General features: G+C 63.3%; 15 protein-coding genes. 10 read left to right on the forward strand and 5 right to left on the reverse strand.

Annotated elements, in window-relative coordinates:
- Positions 1–143 precede the first annotated feature (143 nt).
- Entirely contained in the window at positions 144–785 is a 642-nt protein-coding gene (locus CK215_RS07855) for an MBL fold metallo-hydrolase (RefSeq protein WP_095830624.1), read from the reverse strand.
- 343 nt (positions 786–1,128) lie between these two features.
- Complete coding sequence (locus CK215_RS07860) at positions 1,129–2,022, reverse strand: branched-chain amino acid aminotransferase (RefSeq protein ID WP_095830625.1); 894 nt, start codon at positions 2,020–2,022, stop codon at positions 1,129–1,131.
- Between the two features lie 262 nt (positions 2,023–2,284).
- Here CK215_RS07860 and CK215_RS07865 point away from each other — a divergent pair, with 262 nt between their 5' ends.
- The 5 genes from CK215_RS07865 to CK215_RS07880 are packed head-to-tail and all read left to right on the forward strand — an operon-like array spanning position 2,285 to position 6,259.
- Positions 2,285–2,818 carry a MarR family transcriptional regulator gene (locus tag CK215_RS07865; RefSeq protein ID WP_095830841.1) on the forward strand — a complete coding sequence of 178 codons (534 nt, stop codon included), beginning with the start codon at positions 2,285–2,287 and terminating at the stop codon, positions 2,816–2,818.
- Entirely contained in the window at positions 2,805–3,524 is a 720-nt protein-coding gene (locus CK215_RS07870; RefSeq protein ID WP_059188911.1) for a response regulator transcription factor, read from the forward strand. Before CK215_RS07865 ends, CK215_RS07870 begins: the two co-directional genes overlap by 14 nt.
- A gap of 51 nt (positions 3,525–3,575) precedes the next feature.
- Positions 3,576–4,991, forward strand: a complete 1,416-nt coding sequence (locus CK215_RS07875; protein ID WP_095830626.1) for an ATP-binding protein — start codon at positions 3,576–3,578, stop codon at positions 4,989–4,991.
- A 54-nt stretch (positions 4,992–5,045) separates the two neighbouring features.
- Entirely contained in the window at positions 5,046–5,207 is a 162-nt protein-coding gene (locus CK215_RS31260; protein WP_164746746.1) for a hypothetical protein, read from the forward strand.
- Complete coding sequence (locus tag CK215_RS07880; RefSeq protein ID WP_095830627.1) at positions 5,195–6,259, forward strand: glycosyltransferase family 1 protein; 1,065 nt, start codon at positions 5,195–5,197, stop codon at positions 6,257–6,259. The genes CK215_RS31260 and CK215_RS07880 overlap by 13 nt, the downstream gene beginning before the upstream one ends.
- Here the strand turns inward: CK215_RS07880 and CK215_RS07885 are convergent.
- From CK215_RS07885 to CK215_RS07895, 3 genes are all read right to left on the reverse strand, one after another.
- Positions 6,251–6,610, reverse strand: coding sequence for a tRNA-binding protein (locus CK215_RS07885; RefSeq protein ID WP_066994400.1), 360 nt, complete (start codon positions 6,608–6,610; stop codon positions 6,251–6,253). The genes CK215_RS07880 and CK215_RS07885 overlap by 9 nt on opposite strands.
- Positions 6,611–6,628: 18 nt before the next feature.
- The gene (locus CK215_RS07890) at positions 6,629–7,129 is read right to left on the reverse strand and encodes a YbjN domain-containing protein (protein ID WP_066994911.1); all 501 of its coding nucleotides are present in this window, start codon (positions 7,127–7,129) and stop codon (positions 6,629–6,631) included.
- Positions 7,130–7,450: 321 nt separating this feature from the next.
- Positions 7,451–7,753, reverse strand: a complete 303-nt coding sequence (locus CK215_RS07895) for an accessory factor UbiK family protein (protein WP_066994397.1) — start codon at positions 7,751–7,753, stop codon at positions 7,451–7,453.
- Between the two features lie 132 nt (positions 7,754–7,885).
- Here CK215_RS07895 and lgt point away from each other — a divergent pair, with 132 nt between their 5' ends.
- From lgt to CK215_RS07920, 5 genes are all read left to right on the forward strand, one after another.
- Positions 7,886–8,740: a prolipoprotein diacylglyceryl transferase gene (gene lgt / locus CK215_RS07900; protein WP_095830628.1), complete on the forward strand. Its 855-nt coding sequence runs from the start codon at positions 7,886–7,888 to the stop codon at positions 8,738–8,740.
- Positions 8,737–9,804: a class I SAM-dependent methyltransferase gene (locus CK215_RS07905; RefSeq protein WP_095830629.1), complete on the forward strand. Its 1,068-nt coding sequence runs from the start codon at positions 8,737–8,739 to the stop codon at positions 9,802–9,804. The genes lgt and CK215_RS07905 overlap by 4 nt, the downstream gene beginning before the upstream one ends.
- A 105-nt stretch (positions 9,805–9,909) precedes the next feature.
- Positions 9,910–10,698 carry a peptidoglycan editing factor PgeF gene (gene pgeF / locus CK215_RS07910; protein WP_095830630.1) on the forward strand — a complete coding sequence of 263 codons (789 nt, stop codon included), beginning with the start codon at positions 9,910–9,912 and terminating at the stop codon, positions 10,696–10,698.
- On the forward strand, positions 10,698–11,849 hold the full coding sequence (locus tag CK215_RS07915) for a Xaa-Pro peptidase family protein (protein ID WP_067326575.1): 1,152 nt from the start codon (positions 10,698–10,700) through the stop codon (positions 11,847–11,849). Before pgeF ends, CK215_RS07915 begins: the two co-directional genes overlap by 1 nt.
- Before the next feature lie 55 nt (positions 11,850–11,904).
- Entirely contained in the window at positions 11,905–12,519 is a 615-nt protein-coding gene (locus tag CK215_RS07920) for a hypothetical protein (RefSeq protein WP_095830631.1), read from the forward strand.
- Positions 12,520–12,563 lie beyond the last annotated feature (44 nt).

Genomic DNA, 12,563 nt, shown 5'->3' on the forward strand with positions numbered 1-12,563 from the left:
GTTCTCCCTTCCACCGCAATGAATCATCAAACCGTAACTCTGGGAATCCCGAATCCTTTAAAGGGCGACGTGCTTTAAGACTTGCGGTTTCCAGTCCAGGCAAAAGCGCCGCCCTCCAGCGGCGCTTTTTTTTGCGCAGCGGATCAGGCCAGGAAGGGATTCGTCCGGCGCTCCTCGCCGAAGCGGCCGCCCAGACCGTGACCGCAGATGAAGCCGATATCGTCTCCGAGCGGCAGCAGCTTGTCTTTGATCGAGGCGATCAGCGCGGCGTGATCGCCGCCTGGCAGATCGGTGCGGCCGATAGAGCCGCGAAACAGCACGTCGCCGACATGGGCGAATTTGGCCGCGCGGTTGTAGTAGACGACATGGCCCGGCGCGTGCCCCGGACAATGCAGCACCTCGAACGAATGCTCCCCGAACGAGACCGTGTCGCCTTCGCTGACGAAACGGTCTGGAATGCAATTGCGCACCGGATCGGTAAGGCCGAAGCGCTTGGCCTGGGTCTCGAGATTGGCAAGCAGCGGCCGATCGGCCTCGTGCGGGCCGATGATGTCGATGCCGAGTGCATCCTTCAGATCCATCGCGCCGCCGGCATGATCGATATGGCCGTGAGTGATCCAGATCGCCTTCGCCCTGATCGAGTTGTCCTTGAGTACCGCCAGTATCTTGTCGACGTCGCCGCCGGGATCGACGACGACACCCTGTTTGTCGTCCATGTCGAAGAGAATGGTGCAATTCTGCTGGAAGGGCGTGACCGGCACGATGCCGGCATTGAGCTGACCCATGGCTTTCCTTTCGAGGCGTTGCCCTGATGTAGAGAGCACAGCCGACTGCGTCCACCGGTGATCCCTCCAAAAGAAATGGGCGGCCATAGCCGTCCATGGGAACCCTGAAATTCTGCCAAGCCTATTCTTCATCACGGTCATGACCGCGCGCATGATGTCGGTGAGGATGGCGCCGGCGCCGACGATGATGCTTTGTATTGTCCATCGCCCTGCCAGTCCCACTGGCTGCTCCGCTGCCGTCGCCGGATCGCCCGCACCCATGAGACGCCGAATTGCTGCGCAGGCGCCTAATAAAAGGGGCGGCCCGAAACCGCCCCGTTGCACAAAAAGGCTGTGACTATCGCTATTCTGCGGCGATGGCGTGCTTTGGCTGCACCGCGGCAGAATAGTCGTTCATCAACGTCTTAGCGATCTCGCCAACCTCGAATCGGTACGGGCCGATTTCCGAGACCGGCGTGACTTCAGCAGCCGTGCCGGTAAGGAAGCACTGCTCAAAGCCATCGAGCTCTTCCGGCATGATGGCGCGCTCGATCACCTCGAAGCCGCGGTCCTTGGCCAGGCCGATAACGGTGCGGCGGGTGATGCCGTCGAGGAAGCAGTCGGGCGTCGGCGTGTGGATCTTGCCGTCCTTGACGAAGAAGATGTTGGCGCCGGTGGCTTCCGCCACCTGGCCGCGCCAGTCGAGCATCATGGCGTCGGCGTAGCCCTTGGCCTCGGCGGCGTGCTTGGAAAGCGTGCAGATCATGTAGAGGCCGGCGGCCTTGGACTTGGACGGCGCCGTGCGCGGGTCGGGCCGGCGCCATTCGGCGACGTCGAGACGGATGCCCTTCAGCTTCTGCGCCGGGTCGAAATAGCTCGGCCACTGCCAGATGGCGATGGCGCAGTTGATGCGGTTGTTCTGCGCCGAAACACCCATCTGCTCGCTGCCGCGCCAGGCGATCGGACGCACATAGGCGTCCTTGAAACCCTGCTTCTTCAGAAGCGTGCGGCAAGCCTCGTCGACCTCGCCGACCGAGTAGGGAATCTTGAAGCCGAGCAGGCGCGCCGATTCATGCAGGCGCTCATTGTGCTCGGTGAGCTTGAATATCTGGCCGCCATAGGCGCGCTCGCCCTCGAAGACCGCGCTGGCATAGTGCAGGCCATGGGTCAGCACGTGGATCTTGGCCTCGCCCCATTTGACGAACTCCCCGTTCATCCAGATGAAGCCGTCCAGTTGATCGAAGGGAACGGATGCCATGGAAACCTCCCGCGGGCGGGTGCCCGCCAATCGTTGTGTCATATGGCCTTTCGTATCGGCCCCGCCACTGGGTCCGAAACCGCCGGCCTGTGTCTGGAAGCGTAGGCGGATATTCAATCCCTGGCAAACTTAGGAAGTTCCGGAAAAACGGCTTCCGCTTGCCTTTTCGTTCGCAATCCGCCGAAAAGCTTGTCAAAAATTATCATTTGCGGGAAATTACGTCAACAGTACTGACGTAATTCCCGCTTGGCATGGAGAAATGATGACGGAACGAAGCCCCGCAGCCGGAAAACCGATCAGGACGGCGATCACCGACGAGGACGGCATCGACTTTGCCATCATCGAGCTGTTTTTCTTCGCCTATCGCGACTTCACCTCCGATCCCGACCAGATCCTTGCCGATTACGGCTTCGGCCGTGCCCATCACCGCGTCCTGCATTTCGTCAACCGCAGGCCCGGACTGACGATAGCCGAGCTGCTCGACGTGCTGAAGATCACCAAGCAGAGCCTGGCGCGGGTGTTGAAGCAGCTGATCGACACGGACCATATTGTCCAGGTGCAAGGGTTGCGCGACCGCCGGCAGCGCGAGCTCTATCCGACTGCCAAGGGCCGCGCGCTGGCACTGGCGCTGGCACGGCCACAGTCGCGCCGCATCCGTGCTGCATTGGAGGATTCCGGGACCGCCGAGCGCGCCTCGATCGAGAGATTCCTCGAGGCGATGGTCAATCCGGAACTTAGAGCGCAGATCGACATTGTGCCTGCGCAAACATCGGGGAAGAAAAATGGAGACCACTGAGAAGGTTGATCATCCGGCAGCGCCCGGCGATGATGCGCCGCATCTGCTGGTGGTCGACGACGACACCCGCATTCGCAATCTGCTCAAGCAATATTTGTCCGAGAACGGTTTTCGGGTCACTGTCGCCGGCAACTCCGGCGAGGCCCGGCGCAAGCTCGCGGGGCTGGACTTCGACCTGCTCGTGCTTGACGTCATGATGCCCGGCGAAACCGGCGTCGACCTCACCAAGGCGCTGCGGGCCGAGAAGAACGTGCCGATCCTGATGCTTACGGCGCTGTCGGAAACCGACAGCCGTATCACCGGGCTCGAGGCCGGCGCCGACGACTATCTGCCGAAGCCCTTCGATCCGCGCGAGCTCATCCTGCGCATCAACAACATCCTGCGCCGCGGCGGCCCGGCGGCGACGCCGAAAGTCGAGCAGCTCGTATTCGGCCCCTACACGTTCCAGATCGCCAAGCGCGAACTGAAGCGTGGCGGCGAGGCGCTGAAGCTGACCGACCGCGAGCAGGAAATCCTGGCGATCTTCGCCGCCCGGGCGGGCGAAACCATACCGCGGCACGAGCTCGTCGGCGACGAATCGGATGTCGGCGAACGGACCATCGATGTCCAGATCAACCGGCTGCGCCGCAAGATCGAGCGCGATCCGTCAAATCCGGTGTGGCTGCAGACCGTGCGCGGTATTGGGTATCGGCTCAGCGTGGAATAACATGCTCGCAGACGGCCTTGGCTGAATGGCCGTCTACGAGCGGAAGGGCCAATGGCGACCACGCAACTGGAAAAGCCCAAGACCGGGAGCCTCGGCGATCTCGCTTTGCGGACGCTGAGGGCGATGCCGCGCGCCTGGAACCGGTTCTGGCGCCTGGTCGCGCTCTACATGCCGAAGCGGCTTTATGCCCGCTCCCTGATCATCGTCATCGCGCCGATGATCCTTTTGCAGTCGGTCGTTGCCTTCGTCTTCATGGAGCGCCACTGGCAGACGGTTACCCAACGCCTGTCGCAGGCGACGATCGCAGACATCGCCGCCATCATCGACATGATGGAGACCTATCCCCACGACGCCGATTACGCCAACATCATCCGCATCGCCCAAGACCGCATGCAGCTGAAGGTGGATCTGCTGCCGCCCGATCCGCTGCCGGCCCCCGGGCCGAAGCCGTTCTTCTCAATCCTCGACACGGCCCTGTCGTCGGAGATTACCCGGCAGATCAACCGTCCCTTCTGGATCGACACGGTCGGCAACTCCAATGTCGTCGAGGTCCGCGTCCAGCTCGAAGGCAAGGTCCTGCGCGTCTTCGTGCGTCGCAGCCAGGCTTATGCCTCAAACACCCATATCTTCCTGATCTGGATGGTCGGCACCTCGCTCGTGCTCTTGATGATCGCCATCCCCTTCCTGCGCAATCAAATACGGCCGATCCTGACCTTGGCCGAAGCCGCCGAGAGCTTCGGCAAGGGCCGGCCAATGCCGCGCGATTTCCGTCCGCGCGGCGCGGAGGAAGTGCGCCGCGCCGGCTTCGCCTTCATCCAGATGCGCGAGCGCATCGAGCGCCAGATCGAGCAGCGTACCGCCATGCTGACCGGCGTCAGCCATGATCTCAGGACCATTCTGACCCGCTTCAAGTTGCAGCTGGCCCTGGCCGGCGGCAAGGCCGAGACCAAGGCCGCGCTGAACCAGGATATCGACGACATGCAGTCGATGCTGGAGGGCTATCTCTCCTTTGCCCGCGGCGAGGCGGCAGAAGACACCGGCCGCTTCGATCTCGATGCCTATTTCCAGAAGCTTGGCGAGGAAGCGCAACTGCGCAAATGCAAGCTGTCGACGACACTGACCGGCGATCCGACCGTGCATGTGCGGCCGAACGCCTTTGCCAGGCTGATGTCCAACGTCATCGGCAATGCCTTCCGATATGCCAAGACGGTCGAGGTCCATGCCAATCATGGCCGCGGCTCGCTGACCGTCACCATCGACGATGACGGTCCCGGCATCGTGCCGGACAAGCGCGAGGAAGTGTTCAAGCCATTCCTGCGGCTCGACGAAGCGCGCAATCTTGATGCCAGCGGCACCGGCCTTGGTCTGTCGATCGCCCGCGACATCGCCCGAACTCATGGCGGCGACATCATGCTGGAAGACAGCCCGCTTGGCGGTTTGCGAGCCGTGATCAAGGTGCCGGCTTAGTCGGACAAAGACGGCCTTCATCCCTCCGTCATGAAATCATGGTCAAGAGCGCGCATGAAGCGCGCGACCTTTATCGATTCGGCCATGCCGCCCCGCTTCGATCCCGCACCCGCCCGGGTGCGCTGGAGCGAAGCGCGAGCTGCAGCCTGGCTGCCGTTCCGCCATCGTGCCGGCGCGCCCAAGAATCTGTGCGAAGGGTCGCCATGCGAATCCTGATGGTCACCGATGCATGGCGACCGCAGGTCAACGGCGTGGTTCACACGCTGGAGCGGCTTACCGAAACGCTGAAATCCTTCGAAGTCCAGGTCGATTTTCTGACGCCGAACATCTTCCGCACCCTGCCGCTGCCGACCTACCCGGACATTCGGCTCGCCTTGACAACCCCCAGTCATGTCGCGCGGCTGATCGAAGCGGGAAAGGCCGACCACATCCACATTGTCACCGAAGGGCCGCTCGGCATCATGGCGCGCCGCTACTGCCGCAAGGCCGGCCGTCCCTTTACCACCAGCTACCACACGCGTTTTCCCGAATATCTCAGCGCCCGCCTGCCGGTGCCGGAGAGGTGGGCCTATAACTGGCTGCGCGACTTCCACAATTCCGGACAGGGCACGCTGGTCGCCACGCAATCGTTGGCGGACGACCTTGCCTCGCGCGGCTTCGATAAGCTGAGGCCCTGGACTCGCGGCGTCGACACCGATCATTTCCGGCCGGACAAACGCAAGGACACCAGCTTTCCCCGCCCCATCTTCCTCTGCGTCGGCCGTGTCGCGATCGAAAAGAACCTGACCGCCTTCCTCGATCTCGATCTCCCCGGCAGCAAGGTGGTGGTCGGCGAAGGGCCGGAACTGGCAAAGCTCAGCGCCCGCTATCCGAACGCGCATTTCCTCGGCCATCGCCCGAACGACGAACTGGCGGAAATCTACGCTTCGGCTGACGTCTTCGTCTTTCCGAGCCGCACCGACACCTTCGGCAACGTCATCATCGAGGCTCTGGCCAGCGGCACGCCGGTGGCCGCCTATCCGGTGACCGGACCGATCGACATCGTCGGCGACGGCGTCGGTGGGGCCGTATCCGAGGATTTGCGCGAGGCGGCGCTCAAGGCGCTTCACATTGACCGCGCGGAGGCGCGCCAGCGCGCACTGCGCTACAGCTGGAAGTCATGCGCCGAGATGTTCCTCGACGTTGTCGAAGAAGCGCTGGGAATGCCGCGCACCCGCGCCGATCAGAACGCGGTGACGTCAGGCCGGCCCAGGCTTGTTCTAGAATAGACGCCCGCCGTCCGGCACTTTGCGCTCGATGGCGCCGAGCACGACGGCGCCCTCCTCGTCCGGAAAGCCAAGCGTCAGCACTTCCGACATGAACGGGCCGATCTGACGCGGCGGGAAATTGACCACAGCGAAGACCTGTCGGCCGATCAGCGTCTCCGGCGCATAATATTTGGTGATCTGCGCCGACGACTTCTTCACCCCGATCGCCGGGCCGAAATCGATCTTCAGCTTGAATGCCGGCTTGCGCGCCTCCGGAAAGGGCTCAGCCTCGACGATCGTGCCGGCACGGATGTCGACACGATCGAAATCGGCAAAGCTGATCTCGGGCTTGCGCTCGCTGCTGGAACTCATCGGCGGTATTGGCTTCGCTCAGGCGCTTCCATGGGTTTCAAAGAGCACGCTGGACAGCGCGTCCTTGGCCGACGTACCCGACCAGACGACGAATTGGAAGGCCTGGAAATAGCATTCGCAGGCCTCTAACGCCGATGACAGAAGCACCTCGACCTGCTGGCTCGACGGCTCGACCCCGCCGGCGAGCAGCAGCGATTGCCGGAACATGATCGCGCCCTCCTGCTCCCACAGGTCGAAATGGCCAAACAGCATCTGTTCGTTGATTAGCGAAAGGAGTCGCATCACCTCCAGCGCGCGCGTTTCCGGCACCTTGATGTCGAACGCGCAGGCCAGATGCAGCGCTTCGAAATCTTCCATCCAGGAAAAGGAGACATGATAGTCGGTCCAACTGCCTGTTACCGAAATCGAAATCTCGTCGTCGCCGGCGCGTTCGAAGGACCAGTCATTGTTGTGGGCCACCTGCTCGATGACGTCCACCGGGTGGATTTCGCGGGAGAATTCGAGTTCGAGGAGTTCCATGAATGCTTCCTGTCGTTCTGAGAGCGCCGCCACACGCTCCGCGAGAGAGGGCACGCACAACGAACAATCTTGTCTAGAACTCGGACGGCCAGGACTTTCCAAACGCAAAGACCCCAACCGGACCCCACCGCCCGGCGCATGACCCTGCTTCGAATCATGCAACAAATTCAGTCTATTGATCGGGAGTCGCGTGAACAGCCCAATTTTTCGCACTGCGTCATTCGCATGTGGAAAGGCGCTGTCAAAAAGATTCATGCAATGCCGGTAAGCGATTCACGGCAAAGCGATTTTTCGGATCGTGCTTTGTGGAAAAGTTTACGATTATTTTTTTGATCTGGGCTTCGCCGCAGCCGCAGGTGCGGCCTGCCCGGTCAATTCGGCGAGCTTGGCCTCGAGCGCTTCGACGCGCACCGCAAGCTGGATGTTGTCTTCTCTTGCCTTGACGGCCATCTCGCGCGCAGCCTCGAACTCCTCGCGTTTCACCACATCCATGGAGTTGAGCAGGCGCTCGGCCTGGCTGCGGAAAGCCGTCTCCATCTCGCGCCTGACGCCTTGGGCTGCCCCCGCGGCATCGGTCATCAGCTTGGCGAATTCATCGAGAATGCGGTTCGTTCCGGTCGACATGGCAAATCCTCGCTTGATTATTTTGACGTAGTGGCGCGCGGCACGGATTGCAAGCGCAGCGTGCCTTGACCCCGCCAAAACCCTGCCGCATGGTCCGCGCCCGATAGACGACCGCAACCGGAGCGACCCAGTTTGAGCGAATATTTCCTGCTGCCGCTGGCCTCCCTGCCCTTCCCCAATATCGACCCGGTCATCGTCCATATCGGGCCGCTGGCGGTGCATTGGTATGGCGTCGGCTACATCATCGGCATTCTGTTCGCCTGGTGGTACGCCAAGCGCCTGGTCAGCAATGCCAGCCTTTGGCCGGACGGCAAGCTGCCGATGAAGCCCGAGGATCTTGACGATTTCATCGTCTGGGCGGCGATCGGCGTGGTGCTCGGCGGGCGCACCGGCTATGTCCTCTTCTACGACCTTCCACGCTATATCGCGCATCCGCTCGACACCTTGGCGGTCTGGCAGGGCGGCATGTCGTTCCATGGCGGACTGCTCGGCGTGATCCTCGCCATGACCCTCTTTTCGCTCAAGCGCGGCATTCATACCTGGACGCTGTTTGACGTCGTCTCGGCCGGCGTGCCGGTCGGCCTTGGGCTGGTGCGTGTGGCCAATTTCATCAATTCGGAGCTCTGGGGCCGTCCGTCGGACGTGCCCTGGGCGATCGAATTCCCCAATGGCGGCCCGTTCACCCGGCATCCCAGCCAGCTCTACGAGGCGCTGCTGGAAGGTCTTGTGCTCTTCCTGGTGCTGCGCTTTCTCACCCACTCGCGGCTGAAGCTGAAGACACCGCGCTTCGTCGGCGGCGCCTTCATCTGCGGCTACGGCCTGTCTCGCATCTTCGTCGAGTTCTTCCGCGAGCCTGACCAGCAGCTCGGTTATCTGCTCGGCACCAACTGGCTGACCATGGGCATGGTCCTGTCCTCGCCGATGGTGCTCGCCGGCATCTGGGCCATGGCCACCGCAAAGCCGACGACGCAGACGCAGCCGGCATGACCAGGCTGAAGGAGCGCATCATCGGCCTGATCGGCGCGGTGGGGCCGATCCCGGTCAGCGAATACATGGCGCTCTGCCTGTTCGACCCTGAGGACGGCTATTACACGACGCGCGAGCCCTTCGGCGCCGCCGGCGACTTCGTCACCGCGCCGGAGATCAGCCAGATGTTCGGCGAGCTTGTCGCCGTCTGGCTCTACCAGGCCTGGCAAGGCGGCGGGCGTCCGCTGCCAGCCACCTTCGCCGAAATCGGCCCCGGTCGCGGCACGCTGATGAAGGACATGCTGCGCACCTGGTCCCGCCTCGATCCGGCGCTTGCCGCCGAGGCTTCCTTCGCTATGATCGAGACCAGTCCGCGCTTGGCCGAAATCCAGAAAGAGACGCTTGCCGGCCAGAACTCGGCCCTGAGCTGGCACCAAACCATCGACACGCTGCCGCAGCAGCCGCTCTTCATCGTCGGCAACGAACTGTTCGACGCGGTGCCGATCCGCCAGTTCGTCTATGTTGGCGCCGGCTGGCGCGAGCGCGTGGTCGGGCTCGACGAGAAAGACAATCTTCATTTCTTCGCCGGCGCGGGTTCCGTCGACCCGACGCTGCTGCCGGCCGGCGCGGCCGATGCTCTGCAAGGCGCGATCGTCGAGGTGGCGCCGGCCCGCGCCGCGCTGATGGCAGCGATTGCCGAGCGTATCGCCGGCCATGGCGGCGCCGGGCTGTTCATCGACTACGGCCATCTTGAGCCGGGCTTCGGCGACACATTGCAGGCTGTGCGCAGGCACGATCACGAAGACGTGCTGGCCAATCCCGGCGGGGCCGATCTTACCGCTCATGTCGATTTCGCCGCGTTGGCCGCAGCCGTCCGGGAGCACAGCCTCCAGGCGGAACTGACCACGCAGAGCGAATTCCTGCTCGGCATGGGCTTGCTCGAGCGCGCCGGCGCGCTGGGCGCCCGGGCCGATGATGTCGCGCGTCAGGCGATTTCCGAGGCGGTCAAGCGCCTTGCCGGCCCCGATGCGATGGGCGAGCTGTTCAAGGTGATGAAGATCCTGCCGGCCGCGAAAACTGGCTGACATCGGCGGGCAACCCGTGCAAGCTGGCCCTGCCACTTGCCCGAACCACATACCCGCCCGAACTTCACCTTGACGAAATCGCCCACGCGGACAACAAACCCTTCCATGCTGAATCAGACCAGACCCGATCCAGTACGCTCGCCGCTGCTTGCGAAGGCGCCAGGCATACGCCACGGCTATTTCACCCGCATCGGCGGCGTCTCCGGCGGCATCTATCAAGGCCTCAACATCGGCACGGGCTCCGGCGATGATCAGACGCTGGTTGCCGAGAACCGTCGCCGCGTTGCCTACTGGATGGGCGTGCCGGCGGATCATCTCCTCACCGCGCACCAGGTCCATTCTCCCGATGTCGTCATTGCCAGGGAGCCTTTTGCCGGCCCTCGCCCCCAGGCCGACGCCATCGTCACCGACCGGCCGGGCATCGCTGTCGGCGCCTCGACGGCCGATTGCGGTCCGGTGCTGTTCGCCGACGCGGAGGCGCGCGTCATCGGCGCGGCCCATGCCGGCTGGAAAGGCGCCCTCACCGGCGTGCTCGAAAACACCATAGCCGCGATGGAAGGGCTCGGCGCCCGCCGCGATCGCATCGTCGCCGTGCTCGGCCCTTCCATCGGACCCGACAATTACGAGGTGGGAGCGGAATTCGTCGCTCGCTTCATCGAGGCCGACGCCGGCAATCAACGCTACTTCAAGTCGTCGCAGAACCCTGGCCACTCGATGTTCGACCTCAACCAATATTCGGTCGACCGGTTGCGCAAGGCCGGCGTGACCGCCGACGGGCTCGGCCGCTGCACTTACGCGGAAGAACACCTTTTCTATTCCTACCGCCGCACCACCCACCGCAAGGAAGCGGATTACGGGCGGCAGGTCTCGGCAATCGTTCTGGAGAAAGAGTAATGGCGCTGCATTTCGAACGTTCGGAATTCGACGCGCGGCGCGACCGGCTGCTGATCGAGATGGCCGAGAAGAAGCTCGACGCCGTGCTTTTGTTCGCGCAGGAGAGCATGTACTGGCTGACCGGCTACGACACTTTCGGCTTCTGCTTCTTCCAGTGCCTGGTGGTGAAGGGCGACGGCTCGATGGTGCTGCTCACCCGCTCGGCCGATTTGAGGCAGGCGCGAAACACCTCGACCATCGAGAATATCGTATTGTGGACCGATCGTGATGGCGCCAATCCCGCGATCGACCTGCGCAACCTGCTCAACGATCTCGATCTGCTTGGCGCCCGCATCGGCGTGGAATACGACACGCACGGCCTCACGGCCTACAATGGCCGTCGCGTGGACGAGCAGTTGCAGACCTTCGGCCAGATCGCCGATGCTTCCGGAATCGTCGGCCGGCTGCGTCTCTTCAAGAGTCCGGCCGAGATCGCCAAGGCCGAAAAAGCCGCAAGCCTCGCCGACGATGCGCTCGATGCCGCGCTGCCGCTGATCAAGCAGGGCGGCGACGAGGCGCTGATCCTGGCCGCCATGCAAGGAGCAGTTTTTGCCGGCGGCGGCGACTATCCCGCCAACGAATTCATCATCGGCTCCGGCGCCGATGCCCTGCTCTGCCGCTACAAGGCCGGCCGCCGCAAGCTCACCAAGAACGACCAGCTGACGCTCGAATGGGCGGGCGTCTTCCATCACTATCACGCGGCGATGATGCGCACCGTTTTGACCGGGAAGATCTCGAAGCGCCACCAGGAACTGTTCGATGCCGCCCGCGCGGCTCTGCTTGCCGTCGAGAAGGCGATGACGCCGGGCAATTCCTTCGGCGACGTCTTCGACGCGCATGCCCGCACGCTCGAGGCGCATAATCTGACCAAGCACCGGCTGAACGCCTGCGGCTATTCGCTCGGCGCCCGCTTCACGCCGTCCTGGATGGACATGCCGATGTTCTACCAGGGCAATCCGGAGCCGATCGCGCCCAGCATGACGCTGTTCGCGCATATGATCATCATGGATTCGGAAACCGATACGGCGATGACGCTCGGCCGCACCTATCTTACCACGGAATCGGCGCCGAAGCCGCTCTCGCGCCATGATCTCGACTTGATCGTGCAGTGAATCCATAATGGTTGGTTCACGCGGGGGCGTTCGCCACCAGGGAGTTGTCGGGCAAATGAGACGATCGCAGGTGACGACCGTGTCATTGCTTGCGGCGCTGGCGCTGGCCGCCTGCACCAACGCCAAGGACGTCCTCGATCCTTCTGCCGTCAAGCCGCCGGCGGGTTCGGCCCAGGCTTTGCCGGCCACCCAGGGCACGTCGGCCACCGCATCGCCAACAACGACCACCGCGCCCGCGCCCACAGCGACCGCGGCGGCTTCAACGCCTGCCACGCCGGCTCAGGCCGCCGCCATCGCCAAGACCCGGCTGCAGGTAGCGCCGATCGTCGGCGCCTCGGTGGAGGCCGCAGCACCCTTGACGGCGGAATTGCAGACGCGCGCCAGGCAGCGCGGCGTGACCCTTGTCGGCAGCACCGACCAGACGGCGACGCATGTGCTGAAGGGTTATTTCTCGACCATGTCCGAAGGCAAGGACACCACAGTCATCTATGTCTGGGATATCTACGATCCGTCGGGCAACCGCCTGCATCGCATCAATGGCCAGCAGAAAGCGGTTTCCGTCGGCAGCGGCGAAGGCTGGCCGGCGGTAGCGCCGGCCACCATGCAGGCCATCGCCGACCAGACGATCGACCAGTTCACCGCGTGGCTCGGCAGCGACGGCGCCGGTTGATCGACCAACCTGTTGCCGGCTTGCGATCCAGCCGGCCTTTGTTG

It is taken from the genome of Mesorhizobium sp. WSM3864 (genome assembly GCF_002294955.1).
Lineage (GTDB): Bacteria > Pseudomonadota > Alphaproteobacteria > Rhizobiales > Rhizobiaceae > Mesorhizobium.